At 56.6% G+C, this 15,160-nt stretch carries 11 protein-coding genes and 5 pseudogenes; 5 read left to right on the top strand and 11 right to left on the bottom strand.

The annotated features are described in order from the left end of the window. Positions 1-106 precede the first annotated feature (106 nt). The 7 genes from ACQZ6F_RS27345 to ACQZ6F_RS27315 all read right to left on the bottom strand — a co-directional run bounded on the left by ACQZ6F_RS27345 (position 107) and on the right by ACQZ6F_RS27315 (position 8,152). On the bottom strand, positions 107-1,822 hold the full coding sequence (locus ACQZ6F_RS27345; protein WP_449095308.1) for a methyl-accepting chemotaxis protein: 1,716 nt from the start codon (positions 1,820-1,822) through the stop codon (positions 107-109). A gap of 617 nt (positions 1,823-2,439) precedes the next feature. Further along, entirely contained in the window at positions 2,440-2,787 is a 348-nt protein-coding gene (locus ACQZ6F_RS27340; RefSeq protein WP_449095259.1) for an ArsR/SmtB family transcription factor, read from the bottom strand. Between the two features lie 337 nt (positions 2,788-3,124). Further along, complete coding sequence (locus ACQZ6F_RS27335) at positions 3,125-3,601, bottom strand: chemotaxis protein CheW (protein ID WP_449095260.1); 477 nt, start codon at positions 3,599-3,601, stop codon at positions 3,125-3,127. Further along, a complete protein-coding gene (locus ACQZ6F_RS27330) occupies positions 3,601-5,541 on the bottom strand; it encodes a methyl-accepting chemotaxis protein (protein WP_449095261.1) in 1,941 nt (646 codons plus the stop codon). The genes ACQZ6F_RS27335 and ACQZ6F_RS27330 overlap by 1 nt, the downstream gene beginning before the upstream one ends. A 375-nt stretch (positions 5,542-5,916) precedes the next feature. After that, the gene (locus tag ACQZ6F_RS27325; protein ID WP_449095262.1) at positions 5,917-6,651 is read right to left on the bottom strand and encodes an autoinducer binding domain-containing protein; all 735 of its coding nucleotides are present in this window, start codon (positions 6,649-6,651) and stop codon (positions 5,917-5,919) included. 427 nt (positions 6,652-7,078) lie between these two features. Then, positions 7,079-7,345, bottom strand: coding sequence for a DUF982 domain-containing protein (locus ACQZ6F_RS27320; protein ID WP_449095263.1), 267 nt, complete (start codon positions 7,343-7,345; stop codon positions 7,079-7,081). Between the two features lie 45 nt (positions 7,346-7,390). Then, positions 7,391-8,152 (bottom strand): YoaK family protein, encoded by a 762-nt coding sequence (locus ACQZ6F_RS27315; RefSeq protein WP_449095264.1) that lies wholly within the window; start codon positions 8,150-8,152, stop codon positions 7,391-7,393. A 307-nt stretch (positions 8,153-8,459) separates the two neighbouring features. On the opposite strand from ACQZ6F_RS27315, the pseudogene ACQZ6F_RS27310 reads away from it, so the two are divergent. Both ACQZ6F_RS27310 and ACQZ6F_RS27305 read left to right on the top strand, forming a co-directional pair. Beyond that, positions 8,460-8,844, top strand: a pseudogene (locus ACQZ6F_RS27310) (hypothetical protein); the annotation flags it as partial. Beyond that, positions 8,826-10,369, top strand: a pseudogene (locus ACQZ6F_RS27305) (P-loop NTPase family protein); the annotation flags it as partial. The pseudogenes ACQZ6F_RS27310 and ACQZ6F_RS27305, both read left to right, overlap by 19 nt. 194 nt (positions 10,370-10,563) lie before the next feature. On the opposite strand, the gene ACQZ6F_RS27300 reads toward ACQZ6F_RS27305, so the two are convergent. Then, complete coding sequence (locus ACQZ6F_RS27300) at positions 10,564-11,499, bottom strand: NmrA family NAD(P)-binding protein (protein WP_449095265.1); 936 nt, start codon at positions 11,497-11,499, stop codon at positions 10,564-10,566. A gap of 74 nt (positions 11,500-11,573) precedes the next feature. Between ACQZ6F_RS27300 and ACQZ6F_RS27295 the strand changes: the two genes are divergently transcribed. From ACQZ6F_RS27295 to ACQZ6F_RS27285, 3 genes and pseudogenes are all read left to right on the top strand, one after another. Next, positions 11,574-12,440: an AraC family transcriptional regulator gene (locus ACQZ6F_RS27295; protein WP_449095266.1), complete on the top strand. Its 867-nt coding sequence runs from the start codon at positions 11,574-11,576 to the stop codon at positions 12,438-12,440. A gap of 225 nt (positions 12,441-12,665) precedes the next feature. Continuing rightward, the gene (locus ACQZ6F_RS27290) at positions 12,666-12,980 is read left to right on the top strand and encodes a hypothetical protein (RefSeq protein WP_449095267.1); all 315 of its coding nucleotides are present in this window, start codon (positions 12,666-12,668) and stop codon (positions 12,978-12,980) included. Between the two features lie 336 nt (positions 12,981-13,316). Then, positions 13,317-13,541: pseudogene (locus tag ACQZ6F_RS27285) on the top strand (ParB N-terminal domain-containing protein); the annotation flags it as partial. Here the strand turns inward: ACQZ6F_RS27285 and ACQZ6F_RS27280 are convergent. From ACQZ6F_RS27280 to ACQZ6F_RS27270, 3 genes and pseudogenes are all read right to left on the bottom strand, one after another. After that, positions 13,535-13,735 (bottom strand): annotated as a pseudogene (locus ACQZ6F_RS27280) (NmrA family NAD(P)-binding protein); the annotation flags it as partial. The pseudogenes ACQZ6F_RS27285 and ACQZ6F_RS27280 overlap by 7 nt on opposite strands. 307 nt (positions 13,736-14,042) lie before the next feature. Next, positions 14,043-14,147, bottom strand: a pseudogene (locus ACQZ6F_RS27275) (IS6 family transposase); the annotation flags it as partial. Positions 14,148-14,453: 306 nt separating this feature from the next. Further along, complete coding sequence (locus tag ACQZ6F_RS27270; RefSeq protein WP_449095268.1) at positions 14,454-14,777, bottom strand: hypothetical protein; 324 nt, start codon at positions 14,775-14,777, stop codon at positions 14,454-14,456. Between the last annotated feature and the right edge of the window lie 383 nt (positions 14,778-15,160).

The raw sequence follows: 15,160 nt of genomic DNA, 5'->3' as shown, positions 1-15,160 counted from the left end.
TCCGCGGGCATTCATGCGGGGCGTGCCGGCGTATCGCACAAAGTCCACACCAAACGTGCTTGTTGATCCATAGCGAAAAGCTACCGTCTTGGGACGAGCGACTTTATCAGGAATGCTCCCATCCCCGTGGCTGAAGGGCTGCATTGCCCACACTAACGGGCCGGCGAATTCGCGCCTGGCGCTCAGGCGTAGCATCTTCACGCCACGATATGGTCGGAGCGGCCGCAGCCAGCACGGGCGGTCGGGAGCTGTCCCGCAGTTGAAATTGCGCCACCATTTCCCGCAGCTTCGCCGTCTCCTGGGCGAGCGTCGCGCTGGCGGCGGTCGATTCCTCGACCATGGCAGCGTTTTGTTGCGTGGTCTGGTCCATTTGGTTGACGGCGGTATTCACTTCCGCGAGACCCGTCGCCTGCTCCTTCGCCGAGCTGGCGATTGCCTGCATATGGTCGTTGATCGATACGATCTGCTGCTGGATGATCTTAAGCGCGGACCCGGTTTCGCTGACAAGTTTCACACCCTTGGCAACTTCTTCCGACGAGTTGCGAATGAGTTCCTTGATTTCTTTCGCCGCGTGCGCCGAGCGCTGAGCGAGCTCGCGAACTTCCTGCGCCACCACCGCAAAGCCTTTGCCCGCTTCACCTGCGCGCGCGGCCTCAACACCAGCGTTCAAGGCCAGCAGATTGGTCTGGAATGCAATCTCATCGATAACCGCGATGATATTTGAGACCTGGCTCGAAGAACGCTCGATTCCGGCCATCGCCTCGACTGCTTCGGCGACGATCCTGCCAGATCGCGCTGCGCTCTCGTCGGCAGTCTGAGTTGCAGACCGAGCTTCTTCGGCGCGGCGCGAGGCATTGGTGACGTTGACGGTGATTTCGTCGAGCGCGGCGGCGGTTTCCTCAAGGGAAGCAGCCTGCTGTTCCGTTCGTCGCGATAGATCGTTGGCGCTGTGACTGATTTCGCGAGAATTGCTTTCGAGAAGATCGCTCGATTGCGAAACGCCGCTCAAGGTGCCGTTCAGTTGGGCAAGTGCGGCATTGAGGTTACTCCGCAACAGCTCGAAATCGGGCGCAAATGGGTCTGTTAGCTCAAATGACAGGTCGCCCGCCGCCATCCTTGTCAAGGCATCGCCGATAGTGTCGACCGCGTGAACACGTTCCGTCACCACCGTCGCGAATTTCACGACTTTAGCTACGCGTCCTTTCTCGTCCAGCACCGGATTATAGGATGCATTGATGACCACCCGTTTTCCGCGCTTGCCTAAACGTACGAATTCAGCCGCTTGCACCTTGCCGGCGCGCAATTGGGACCAGAAATCTTGATACTCCTGCGAGGCTGCATAATCGGGATCGACAAACATACGATGATGCTGACCCTTGATCTCGTCGAGACGGTAATCAAGGGCGTCGAGGAAGTTCTGGTTGGCCGACAGTACTTCGCCATCAGGCGTAAAGGCAATTATGGCCTGCACACGACTGATTGCCTCCATTTGAGCATGATAATCAAGATTCTGCAGCCGCGCCCTTGCGTCGGCCCATTCGACCACAAATCCGGTAACGGCCCGCCCATGCTTTAGCGGGGTTATGATAAGATCAAAACTGTGGTGCCCCACCGAGATGGTGGCGCGATGCTGGATGGTGAGTTTTGACAGCATGCCGCGTTGGTGCGACGGGTTCTTATGAAAGATATCGATGTTGGATCCGACAAGCTTGTCGACTTCGAATCGCGGCAACTCCTTCTTGAGATCGCTCTCGGCCTGCTTCAGCAGTTCGCGGGTCGCATCATTCATATAAGTGATATTGAGCTTGGCGTCGGCGATCATGATATTGGCGCTGATAGTATCAAGCGCCCGCAATCTCGCCCTCTCATTGTTGTCGAAGAATCCCAGCACGAGAAAAGCTCCCCTTTATGAAGTTTAATAGTAGCAATCGGTAAAGGCGACAGGATCGAGCGGATCCTCGATAGAGAAAGTCATATATCTGCAATAGAATTCTATTATTTTTTAGATAAAGAATGGTTAACTTACTAATGTTTTGATATGTAACTATATGTAATATCTATTATTTCGTGCTTTATCTGAATTATATGCAACGCAGAGATGTCTATATTCATCGAATCGGTCGCTATTTCCGATGGAAATACTTCCGCCAGCTTTTGGTCGGTTGACAATAACCAGAGATCCTCTCGGGCTCGATAGCGCCTAGTCGAAAAGCTAAGACCTGTCTGCGGCGGATCCCAGGATATTTCTACATGGGGGTATATCAAGCGAGGCTGAGGCAGCTTTGTCGCGACGCCAGGCGCTAGCACACAATTTGGTGGAGATCGCCAGGACGCTTGGCAAAGACGATGCTCACAACCAAACGGCATTTCACAGCGGATCTCAATTTCGTACGCAACTCGCGCCGGCTACCAGAAGAACAGGAGATCACCTGTTAAACGTCATTTTCGATCTAGATCGCTCGAATGGCGGCCAATAGGAGGTCCTCCACCGACACCATGGATTTCCCCTAGTGCCACCAGCAGCCGTTCCGCATTTTGTGACGCCAGACGATAAAAGATCACCTGGCGTTCCCTGCGCGTCTTCACAACACCTTGCTCTCGGAGCCGCCCCAAGTGTTGCGAGATCGCCGACTGACTCAAGGCGCAAATCTCGCAAAGCTCGCCTACGTTCACTTCCCGCGTGCGAATGGCGTTCAAAATCAAAAGGCGTGTTGGGTTCGAAAACGCCCCTAGGAGGCCGGCATGCATCTCGGCACGTGCCGTTCCACCATTCCTCGCAGAATACATGCCTGAGTCTCCATCGTGAAACAGGAGAAATACATACAATATTTCGTCTTACTCCGCTACGGCGAAGCCGCATAGGCCAATTGGTCGTTAACGAGGCGTGACAGGGGTTCATAATCATCACGCAGTGTACTTCCGAGGCAATCAGTATGATATCGCCAGTCAGGGCGCTGCCACGCCACATCAAGGCCCCGAGAGTTGCTGCTGACGTCCCCGATTACGCCGCCCGTCTGCGCCCCGCATTCATGATTCCGCCCCTTGGCTTTATGCCGAAAATTCATGGGTCCGGTGCCTGCCCCGGCCGCGTAAGCGATATCGCGGCCGGCGCCAAGGCCTAAGTTTAGGCGACATCCTCCCACTCGTCCGCCGCGTTCGAAGCGAAGATGCCATCGAGATTGAGGAAGCAGATCATATCCTTGCCTCGGGCGAAAATTCCCTCGGCATAGCTCTTGTTCGAAAGTCCGGCTGCAGCTGGGACAGCCTGGAGATCAGATAGCGATATTGTCAAGATATCCGAAACGCGATCGACCATCAGGCCAATGGTCGCACCGCCAACGACGGTGACGACAATAGCGCTACGCTCTGTCGTCTGCGCCGGTGGCATTCCCAGCTTGACGGCTAGGTCGACAATCGGGATGACCGATCCGCGCAGGTTCATCACTCCCATGACCTCGGGCGGAGAATGTGGTAACGGCGTGACGGGTGCCCACCCGCGAATTTCGCGGATTGAAATGGTGCGGACACAGAACTGCTGCTCATGCAGCATGAACGCAATAATTTCCAGATGTTGGTCACTGGTTGCAAGAGAGGTCGCCATCAAAACTCCTCCCACTCGCCACTTTGTGTATTGATAGCGACATTGCCGGAGAAGGCTGAAGCAATTCTCCTTCCAAGCGCCTTAACCGGAGAACTGGTCGGCTTGTCCTTGGCGTTGGCAATACGAGCGGGTGTTATCCGTTGGGAAGCTCCTTCTCCGAGCTTGAACTGACCCAGCAATTGACTGAGCGATACGGCTTCTCTCGCCAGACTGTGACTTGCAGCCGTCGTCTGTTCGACCATTGCTGCGTTTTTCTGTGTGTCCTGGTCCATCTGATTGACCGCCGTGTTAATCTGTTGAAGCCCTGACGACTGCTCCTGCGCCGACTCAACGATCGCAGACACGTGGCGATTGATTTCCTGTACCTCAGCGACGATGGTCTCGAGAGCCTTACCGGTATCGCCCACAAGTTGGACGCCTTGCTGGACCTGAGAATTGGAGGTGGTGATCAGTGCCTTGATCTCCTTGGCGGCATGGGCAGATCTCTGCGCAAGTTCGCGGACCTCTTGGGCAACAACGGCAAACCCTTTGCCGGCGTCACCTGCGCGAGCCGCTTCAACTCCCGCGTTCAACGCCAGAAGATTTGTCTGGAACGCAATTTCGTCGATGACACCAATGATGTTAGAAATCTCTCCGGACGAGGTCTCGATTTGCTCCATGGCTGCCACGGCGCGGCGCACAACCTCGCCCGACCGCTCCGCTCCGGCCTTGGTGCGCGATACAAGCTGTCCGGCGTCTTGGGCTCGTTGCGTGGAGTTTTTAACGGTTGTGGTGATCTCCTCAAGCGCGGCTGCGGTTTCTTCTACGGCCGCGGCCTGCTGCTCGGTACGCCTGGCGAGATCGTCGGCGGCCGATTTGATTTCGTTGGCGCCGGCATCGATGCCGCGAGCGTTCTCGGCAACATTGTTCAACGCCGCCTGTAGCTTATCTGCAGAATTATTGAAGTCACTTCGAACGCCGTCAAGCGACGCCGTGAACGGCTGGTGTATGCGGTAGGAGACGTCCCCGTCCGAGAGTTTCGACAGAGCCGCGGCGAGATTCTCAACGGCAAACTGCACATCTTCGGCTTCCTTTGCCTTCTGCTTTTCTCGCTCGATGCGCTCCCGCTCACTCATCGAGCGGTTCGCTTCGGTTTCCTGCTCGAGCCGGACGCGCTCGATGGCGTTTTCACGGAAAACCTCGACGGCCGCAGCCATCTCACCGACTTCATCCTTGCGGCCGATATGCGGTATTTCGCTAGCGTGATCGCCCCCGGCAAGCCTGCGCATCGAAGCATTGATGCTGTTGATCGGCTTGATCACCATGATAAAAACGAGCCAGAGAGAAAGCAGCGAGATTGCGATCGTAACGACGCTGGCTACATAGTTGCTCAAAGCCGTGGTACGCGCTGCGGCGTCGGATATTGCATTACGACGCTCAAGAAGCGCGCTTTCCTCGCCGGCCATCTCCGCGACCTTGGCACGGATCGAGTCCATGGACTTCTTTCCGACTGCTTTAGCCTCCATCGCGCGGGCCTGTTCACGAGTTGCCGGGTCCCGCATCATCTGCAGTTCCTTCGAAAGGACATCAGACTGCCAATCCTTCACGAATGAAGCGATTTCTGCGAGCCTTGATTGCTGAAGCGGGTTGTCACGAGTCAATTCCTTTACGTCATCAAACGCTTTTTGAAATGACGCTTCACCCGCCTTCTGGGGAGCAAGAAATTGTTCATCCCCTGAAATCAGGAACCCGCGGAGTCCAGTTTCCTGGTCGACCATTGCTGCCGTCAACTGATCGAGGCGACCCAAAACTTTATAAGTGTGCTCCGTGAGCTCGACTGCGTCATTCTCTCGTGCGAGGCCCTGTACATTTATAATGCACGCGGTCAGCGTGAGGATAATGATAATCGAAAACGTAATTGATATCTTCGTGAGTATTTTCAGATTATTGAACGCTGACATAGCAAGCTCCTAGGTTCAGCAAGGGAGGGCGCAAAGGAACCGCCCTCATTGCGATACCCTCAAAGTGAGCCAGTCAGCTTCCGTGTCAACGCATCATGGATGCGTGTACGCCAGGCACGCAAGACCCGTCCCAACTGTTGTCCAATTGAGTGCAAATGGCGATACGCCGAGAGAGAAAGCTTTAGACTGACAGGAGAGCTCGACCGTCATGGAAAAGTCCCTGCACCCCGAATAATCGGGTAACTTCGTTTATTTTTTGATAATTCAAGAAACGATAGTCTTGTCGCAAGTATCACTCGGCCAGTAATTTATCCGTTTTAGGCGAGTACATTAAAGGATATCATATTAGATTCTATTTATATTCCGGCATCTTACTTAATCAATTAATCGACGTCTTATCGCTTCGGCTATAGCCTGCGTCCGGTTCGATGCATTCAATTTCTTGGCAGCGGCAATCAGATAGCTGTTCACTGTGTCGATCCGGTAAGCTGTAGACTTGGCTATGCCAGCGGTGGTGAGACCGCGGCTGGCATGCAACAGGCATGCAATCTCCCCTTTTGATAGCCGCAGGTTCTTCGCGGCGAAGCGCTCCATCAGGGGGCGGGTAATGACCCAATGGAGAGCCTCTGAAAATGTCCCGAGAAAGTTTAACTCTTCAGCGTCGAAAGGAGTAGTTCGCGTAAAGCCCACCGCGCCATAAACCACGCTTCCACGAGCAATCGGGAAGGTAGTTCGGTTCTTGACGCCAAATTGCGCCTGCAGATGGGCAAGCTTTTCAGGCGGTGCCGTAAGCGCGTAGACGTCATGTTCGACGACAACCTTTTTTGACGCCTTAGCAGCGAGAATAAAGGGATCTGTTTGGTGGAATTGGCCGGCTTCGTAAGCCTCGAGATATTCTGGCGGCAAATCGGTATCGATCGAGAAACCTTGCCCCACCCGATAGTGGTCGACATCTAGACCGGAAATGTAAATGAAATCGAATGGTACGGCGCGGCGAAGACGTTCAACCATGTCATGGTTGCCAAAGTGGCGCACTCTTGGAACCGACCTCAGGTCGAGATAGTCGTCTAATGCGTTGGGGTCGAGAACAGACAGCGTGCTGACGGGCATCGTAAAACCGAATCTTGAACAATGATTGGAGCGTTTCAAAAGGATATTGTTTGAAGCTGGTGCCGGGATAGTGGCGCGAGAGAGACAATACCGGATGTGTCGCCTTGAATAGTGATCACGCCCATCGCAACAGAGCATTCCTTTTGCAGATCGTTTTCGTGCGCTACACAACGCTGGTGATATCGCGGCCGCGGGCTGAATGCTTGCGACTATCCAGACCCGCGTTGACCGAGCGCATCTTCTGCACTGGCAAGCCTTGCAACGTGTGGCGGATAGCGCTCAGGAAACATTGCCACCGATTGAGCCGACGATAATTATCTGAAATGTTTATCTGATTTTAACTACAACGCGGATATTGGTCTGCGAGCGTGATCATGTAGAGCGTATGCGCATTCGCATAGATTGAACCCGCTTCGGCGGGTTCGTTTTATCTGGTCGGCCAGTCCCAATAAATGATGCCCGCTTGCCGTAGCGCGTCAACGAAGGCCTTTCGGGCTTCCTCCAGCGTGCGTCGTCCGTCTACCGCATCGATAAGGGCGATCGTGGCGGCCTGGAGGGCGTCGTCATCGCGGCTCGGCGGCCAATGACCAAGCAGGTAGTCCATGGCCGATGTCGGGCCAACGATATCCATCCAATGCCCCTTGGCGCTTTGGACGGTAATCGGCCTGTCGCTCCACTGCCTTCGCCGCTTCATTTGTCCCCAACGAATAGCGTCACTATTTGGTTCAAAAATTCCCGATTACGGGCGCTCGCGCCGGTGCCGCGAGACACGGCGCGATGCCGTGGTCACCAACGTCCTTGCGTGCCGGATTCCGGTGAGCGAGATCGCCAGCAGTACAACAGCGCAGATCAATAGCAGATATCCTCCGACGATCCGGTAAGCCATGACGCCTGCGATGCCGCCAATGAGAAAAGCACTGATCGTTCCAAGATGGAGAGCCAACTTACTTCTGTTATCTGCGGCAAGGGATTGGCTTTCCCGGCCGCGCCAGATGTCAACCAACATGCCCAGCTCGACACCAATATCGGTTGCCATGCCAGAGACATGAGTTGTTCGCACCCGGGCGTCCGACAATCGGGTAACGGTGGCGTTTTGCAGGCCCATCAGAAAGGCGAGCCCCAGCACCTCGAGAGAGGAACGCCAGTCAACATTGAGCCACAAATCCGCCGCTCCCAAAGGCACCAGCAAGATGGCCTCCGCAAGGATGCTGTAGGCATAGATAGCTTCGATGCCCCTGCGGCGCCCAGCGTTGATCAGCAAGGATGACAGCGTGGAGCCGGCAATGAATGTCACCACAATCGCAAAATAGAATGCTGCGGCCAACCATTGCATGGTTGCCAGATGATCCGACAGGCTTGAGACGTTCCCGGTCATGTTGGCGGAAAAGAAGCCCACGGCATAAAAGGCTGCGGCGTTCAATGCACCTGCGATACCTGCGAGCGAGCAGGCAAGCTGGAGGTTGATGCGCTCGCTGCGTGCTGCGCCCTGGCTGATTAGCATGCGACAACAGTTCTCCCGAAACATAGGGACAGTCGCCGAGATGTTTGCCATTCATCACGCGATACCCGGAAGTGAAACGGAATCGCTTCTTGCGAAACCGTGCTGGCCCGCGAGACTACAGGACAAATCTTAGACAAAAGGTTGCCGTTTTCTGCCAACAAGCAGCACGTCCGTCGGCCATCTAGGGGGCCAAGGGCCGTTGCGGGTGATGTCACGTTGTTTGTAGCTGACGATCGATGTGTTCATCGAGGCGGCTTAACTATCAACCGTTAAGCTACAAACAACGTGACATCACCCGGGGAAAATAATGGAGAAACAGAAACTGGAAGAATTTCGGGATCGTGTCCAGTGCGCAGCCTTGCTGGAACAGGCTGGCTTTGCCATCGACCTCAAGGAAAGCACCCGCAAGGCATTAAATACCGGCGCGGTGCGGAAATCGTCATCGTCATCCACGGGGGGAGGGATGGTTCGATCCTCTGTGCGACGCGAAAGGCGATGTCTTCAGTCTCGCGGAGCATCTGGACGGCATCACCTTCGTCGAGGCGCTGGATCGGGTGGCCAATCTGGTCGGCGTCATCGCCAGGAATCCCGCCTGCTCTCGCCCGGCGGAGAAATCCCGTGATCGCACTTCGGTCACGGAACGCTGGGCAAAACGAAGTCGCCCGTGGCAGGGATCGATGACGTGGCGCTACTATTCAGGTCTTTCGCCGATGTCGTCATGCCCGACGATTTGCGTCAATATGTGAAGGTGCCAAACATCTCGACAGGGCGCCGACAGATCCTGACGGCAAAGCCGACGGCGCTGTTCAAGACCTATCAGCAGAGGGAGAGACCGGAGCCAATCCGGGTAACGATAATCTCCTCTCCGTCATCACCGATGGGCGTCATGCGGCGATCGATCTTCGCCTCGTCATGCCCGAGGCTGAGAACGAGGAGACAACAAGCTCAATCTTCTGATCCGCAATGACTACAGGATCTGGCAGGAGACTGGCGACACGATCTACCGTCGCCCGGACGGGAAGGATTTTGACTTGCCGGGTGCGGCACAGATGATCTTTTCCGATCTCGGCGCGATCAATGTCGGAAAGTCCCGCGGCTTCTCGGCCTATCGCTTCATCCACGGCGAACTGATCCGGCTTGGCGTGCGGCATCGCAGATTGCCTTCTTGCCGGACTTCAAGAAGACCGAGGCTAAGCAGTGGCTGTTCGGCGATGTCCGTGCCGGCAAGGTGCGTTTCCTGATCGGTTCGTCGGAAACCATGGGCACCGGCGTCAACGCCGAGCTTAGGCTCAAAGCGCTTCACCATCTCGATATGCCATGGCTTCCGCCGCAGATCGAACAGCGCGAGGGACGGATTGTCCGCCAGGGCAATCAACATGAGGAGGTCGATATCTACGCCTATGCCACTGAATGCTCACTCGACGCCTCGATGTGGCATAATAAAACGGGCGCGCAAGGTACGTTTCATCGCCGCTGCCCTCTCCGGCGATTGGAGGATGTCGGTGAGGGCGCGGCCAACCAGTTCACCATGGCCAAGGCCATCGCTTTGGGTGATGAGCGGCTGATGCAGAAGGCAGGGCTGGCCGATGTTGCCAGGCTCGAACGGCTGCGCGCCGCACACGAGGACGATCAGTACGCCGTCCGCCGGCAGATGCGCGACGCCGAGAATGAGTTTGCGGTCTCGACCCGGCGCATCAAGGAGATCGGTCAGGACATTGCACGCCTCCGCCCGACCACCGGCGATGCCTTCGTGATGACGGTGCTCGGTCAGAACCATACCGAGCGCAAGGACGCTGGCCGATGAAGGAAATCCTCACGCTGCTGCAGCTGACGCAGGAAGGCGAGGTGCATCTGTCCACGATCACCGGTTTCGATCTGGTCTACAAGGGCGAGCGCTTCGGCAAGCGTGGTGGCTATCGCTTCGAGACACTGCTCCAGCGTACCGGCGCAGATAACGAGATCGATCTCGCCATCACGGTCACGCCGCCTGGCGCCATCTCACGGCTTGAGCACGCACTCGGGGGCTTCGACGAGGAACTGTACCAGTATCGCCGGCGGCTTGAAGATGCCGAGCGACGATTGATTTCCTACCGTTCCCGAGACGGAGGCGCTTTCGCGGTTGCAGACGACCTGGAGGAAAAGCGGCTGAAGCTGCGAGCAATCGAGGCTGAACTGGCGGCAGATCTGGACCCGAAGAGCGTCGCGGCGACTGCATAGCTGTGTTGCACAATAAATGTTTTCCAGTTGGTCAAAATTCAGGCATAACGCCTGCAGCTGATGCACATGACGGTCACCTCCCAGTTCCGTCGCAGCAGCTGTTCCCCTCTGGAGGTTTCAGATCTCCACACTTCATGGGCCACGGCTTTTGCCGGCGGCCCTTTTTTTGTTCTTCGTCGAGATCTAAACCACCATTATCTTTGCGAGCTCCAAGTCAGGAAGGTCTCCGGTTTGGGGCCTTCCATCCGCGCCTTCTCGACCAGCGGTTTGAGGGTGTCCTTGGCGAAGTCTTCCATTGTCGTGGGCAGCGCCGGCCGATCATCGCGGAACTTGACCCGCCCATCGTTCAGAGCCGCCGCCGTGTTCTTGTCATAGACCCACCGATCAAGCGTTCCGAACCTTTCCCGGAATACCCTCTCGACCTCGTGGTCGCTCGGATCGATGAAGCGATAGTCCACTTCTCGACCGAGTGCTCGGCCGATGATCGAGGCTATCTCCGGCATCGTGTAGTCAATGCCCAGTTGCTTCACCGACCGGGGCTGTTCACTTGGCGTGTCGAGTTCCCTCGCCGCGAAATCCGCGAGGTCCTCGATAGAAACCCAAGGCGCTTTGACGTCCGGGGCAAGCGTCCAGCCGATCCTATCGTGCTGCGCGATCGCGTCCCCCCATCGGGCTAGGTCCTCCATGAACCAGCCGCCCTGCAGGTGCACCAGATTAATGTTTCGTAACCGGTTGAGGATCTGGTCCAGGATATGGAAGCCCTGGCAATGGCCGGTGTTCCCGCTGACCTCGGATCCCATTGCGGTCAGGCTCACGGCAAATTTCACCGGGGAATCCCGAAGTGCGTCGAATAACCGTAGCGCTACCGCAGGATAGTGCCCATGAAAGTCCTCCGCCGCCCAGAGGGTCTTGACCATCAGGAACGCGGCGTCAGTGTCTTCGAAGAACCTGCCGAGCTCACCATCCCCCGTGTCGAAGCTGCCAAGGAAAGGTTCTGCTCCTTTGGCGACTAGGGCATCAAGGGCGGGCCCCCCTCTCGAAAGAGCTTTGACTGAATGGCCTCTGGCCAAGAGGTTCTCGGTCAGTTTGGCGCCGATCCTGCCGGTCGCGCCCACCACGGCGATACGCATGGCTCATCTCCTATCGTTGTTTGAACCGGATCCTAGAGGATTGCGCCGCGGCCCATAATTGGAGATAATGCCATATGATCTCGAAATCGGGCCAATCTCTGAATAAGCGACCTCCCTGCAGCACCGCTTGCGATCTCAGGCTGTTGCGTGGGCCGGCGATGGCGATGAGGATGGACTTCGCCGACTATGAGGCCGAGGCACACCAGCATCAGCACCCGCAAGGTCAACTGATCCTGGCGCTCCATGGCGCCGTGACCTGCACCGCGGAAAGCGGGGTCTGGATCGTTCCGCCCGACTGCGGTCTCTGGGTTCCCGGCGGCGTTCCTCACAGCAATCACGTCACGTCCAACGCTCGTCTGACATACCTGTTCGTCGAACCCGGCGCGGCCGTGCTTCCGGACGAGTGCTGTACGCTTTCGGTCTCGCCGATGCTTCGGGAGATGATACTCCGCTTAGCGGACCTATCAGAAAGCGATGCGCCGGACCCTCATGTCGATCGCCTCATGCGGGTCATGCTGGATGAACTCGCGTTGATGCCGCGTGAGAGGCTGGAGCTGCCCGTGTCCGCTCATCCAAAGATCGCCTCGATCGCTACAACGCTTTTGGCAGACCCGAGCGACCGCCGTACCCTTGCGCAATGGGCTGAGCACATCGCCGTCAGTGAGCGAACATTAAAACGACTTATGGTCGAAGAGACAGGGTTGAGCTTCGGCCGTTGGCGACGCCAGTTACATCTGGTCATCGCGCTACGGGAACTGGCCGGCGGGGCGTCGGTCCAGCAGGTGGCAGGTGACTTGGGATATGAATCCACGACGGCCTTCATCGTCATGTTCAAGAAGGTGCTTGGCACCACGCCGTCGCGTTACTTTGCCGATCGGTTTTTGAGCGCCGAACGCGCGTCTGGCTCCATCAATCAGCCCCGATCCCTAATCTCGACTTGAAATTGCCCTTCGTCAATAATATCTGAGCATCACTTCCCGATGAGACGATGTCCTGCTCGCTGCAATCGCCGCGGCGTTTGACATTGTCCCGGGATACAGAAGAAGGCGCTCCTCTCACGGGTCGAGCGCCTTTTTTGTCTCCGATGTGACCGCCAATGTGGCGCTGCCCCTTGACCGAAACCGCTTTGCGGAAGAGATCTGCACTAAAACATTCCGTGGGAAAACATGCCATTTTTTCTGGTGACGCAGACATCGCTGGTCGAAGCTCAAGACGAGCAGGAGGCCGCTCAAATCGGCGTCGACCGCCTCCGCTCCGGAGGACAAGCCACGGTTTCGGTGAAATCAGACGAAACGACAATCACGCACGTCGTTGTCACCGCAGTGGTCGAAGAGCCTCTGCCGGTCTCGCCATCCGAGGCCGCCGATCCATCGCCTGCTGCTGCTGTCCCCGAAGCCGGTCCTACTGCACCAGAAAGCAGGAAACTGATCCTGAAGCGTATGATGGTGGAAGCGCTGGCCCTCTTGGGAAGCCGAAAGTAGCCCCCTCCTCGAGGCATGGCCGCCGCCTGCATCTATCGTCTTCGCGCTCCGGCTCGAATTGAAAAGTGGGGATTGAGAAAAGAGAAAAGCAGGAAGGATGAACCGGTCGCAGATCGATCCTCCTGCCGCCGCTATCGCTCAACCGCCGCCTGCGTCATCCCGGCTGGTGGTCCTTCGCAGGGCTGACCAGCCCCGCTCGTCCTGCGCAGCAGGGACGCTCGGCCGCAGTTGCGGCAGTCCGGCCGCTCGGCGGTCAGGGAGGTGTCTTCGCGAAAAGATGAAGACAGGAAGGGCTGGCAAGGCGCCGGTCCGGAACCTCCCGAAAGGAAAAATCCCATGCAGATCATGAGGGTTGACCCACGTGCGCTGAAGGAAAACCCCGACCGGATGCGCCAGTCGAAGTCGTCGCCGCAGGCCGACGCGCTGATGCTTGCGACGATCAAGGCCGTCGGCATCGTCCAGCCGCCGGTGGTTGCCCCCGAAACCGACGGCGGAAATGGATATATCATCGACGCCGGGCATCGCCGCGTGCGCCTTGCCATCGCCGCAGGCTTGAACCAGCCGCCCTGCAGGTGAACGAGCTTGATGCGCTGTAACCGGTCGAGAATTTGATCCAGGATATGGAAGCCTTGGAAATGGCCCGTGTTTCCACTGAGTTCGGATCCCATCGCGGTAAGGCTCACGGCCAACTTCACGGGAGAATTTCGAAGTGCGTCAAAGAACCGAAGCGCGACCGCGGGGTAGTGCCCATGAAGGTGCCGCCGACGCGGCATCGGAAACCTCGCTATCGTTGTCGACGCCTTACCTCATAAAAAATGCCCTTCTCAAAAGATACTTGGTTTCAATTAGTCATGAACTCGACAACCGCCTCCCTTGTCTCGACCGGGCGCTCTTCTGGCAGCCAGTGCGCGCAATCGGCGATGACGCCGCCTGTAACATTGGTCGCAAATTCTTGTAGCATTCCAAGCATTTTTAAGCGGTAATTATGTTGGCCGCCTAATGCCAGTACAGGGCGATGTCACTTTGTTTCAGCGAAGCGAGACGGGGTGTCTGCCAGCAAACTTATGCGGTTGCGCTGGTCGCAGCTTTCCATTGCGCCATTGCGCGGATGCGATGAATGTGCACGGCCAGGGCTGAGCGTTTCTGGTGTGGTTGCACGAACAGATTTTAAGTCATCCCTCCGGATCTGTCGTTGGCCTCAGATGCTCGTCGATCAGCTCCCGAGCCGCCGCGAACACTCCGCTGTCGTCGTAAGCGTGACCCATGCAATCACAGCCAAAAGGTAGCCACAATCAAAGATATTCCGGCAAGCGCCACGCCAATAACCATAAAAGCACTTTTCCATTCCGGCTCGATATCAGGCAATTCTTCGTTCATCGCATCCGCCGCTGTTTAGTATGCCGCCGAACATTCGGTCGATCGTTCAAACGTGGATTAAGGTGAAAAGATCCAGCGGCGGAAGAATTTTGGGCCTTACGGTTTTCCCTGTCCCAATTGAATTTCGGTATTTGTGTCCAGAACGATGTGTAGATCCCGGATCATGCCGGCGGCGTCTAATAGCGCCGCACGGACTGTATCGTCCTGCGCGACACCAGCTTTGACTAAAGCGGACACGGTTTGCAGGTCTATCGCAGCGTCAGTACCCATCCCGGATGCTGGAATCCCGATCGCCTCGCGCATATCCCGAATTGTGGTTACCGCTCGATCGAGTAAGCGCTGTTCCTCGAAATCGGTGATCCGGCCTATTTCATTCGCCGCTCGTACCAGTTCTGTGATGAAGTTGTGGGTGGCAGTCATTTGCGCCGTCCTGGCATCTCACGTCCCATAGCACGTGCGACTTTTCGCCAATCACGACCGCCCATTCCAGGCATGCGCAACAGTTCCATATTGCTGAAGGGGATCAGGTCCTCGACTGTTTCATGACCGAGCTGCGTTAGTAGGGCGAGGAGACCGGGTTTCAGTTTCAGATCTACTAGCTTTGTTACCATGCGCTAATAGGCGCTGATTGGTGCAAAAGTGCAATATGGCGAATTATATAAATGACAGTCGCCGAAATCGCTGGATCGATCCTGCCTCGCAATATCGGCGAGCGAACATATGGTTGACGCCGGGGGCGCTCTGCCCCTTGGCATGAGGCAGAGCCAAGGGCCCTTTAGGGCGCCTTGTGCGAAACTTTCGTT

The sequence above is a fragment of the Rhizobium sp. A22-96 genome, assembly GCF_053521805.1.
The sequence above is the reverse complement of the archived record's forward strand: the minus strand, read 5'-3'. Positions and strand labels throughout refer to the sequence as shown.